The sequence below is a fragment of the Lysinibacillus zambalensis genome, assembly GCF_040183165.1.
Lineage (GTDB): Bacteria > Bacillota > Bacilli > Bacillales_A > Planococcaceae > Lysinibacillus > Lysinibacillus zambalensis.
Genome location: NZ_JBEGDG010000084.1, coordinates 1 through 331 on the forward strand (window position 1 = coordinate 1; position 331 = coordinate 331).

Annotated in this window: 1 protein-coding gene; it reads left to right on the top strand. The window is 59.8% G+C overall.

All coding sequences use genetic code 11. The features are described 5' to 3' along the window. Nucleotides 1–331 (top strand): hypothetical protein (locus tag ABNX05_RS26170; RefSeq protein ID WP_349662350.1); only part of this gene is annotated, 331 nt, incomplete at both ends.

The following is a 331-nucleotide window of genomic DNA, read 5'->3' on the forward strand; positions in this document are numbered from 1 at the left end:
GCTACTGGCGCTACTGGTGCTACTGGAGCTACTGGTGCTACTGGAGCTACTGGTGTTTCTGGCGCTACTGGCTCTACTGGCGCTACTGGAGTTACTGGTGATACTGGTGTTACTGGCGCTACTGGCGCTACTGGCGCTACTGGCTCTACTGGTGTTACTGGCGCTACTGGCACTACTGGCGCTACTGGCGCTACTGGCGCTACTGGCGCTACTGGCGCTACTGGAGATACTGGAGATACTGGAGGTACTGGCGCTACTGGAGATACTGGCGCTACTGGCGCTACAGGCGCTACAGGCGCTACGGGTGTAACGTGCGCTGAGGGGGGGGCTG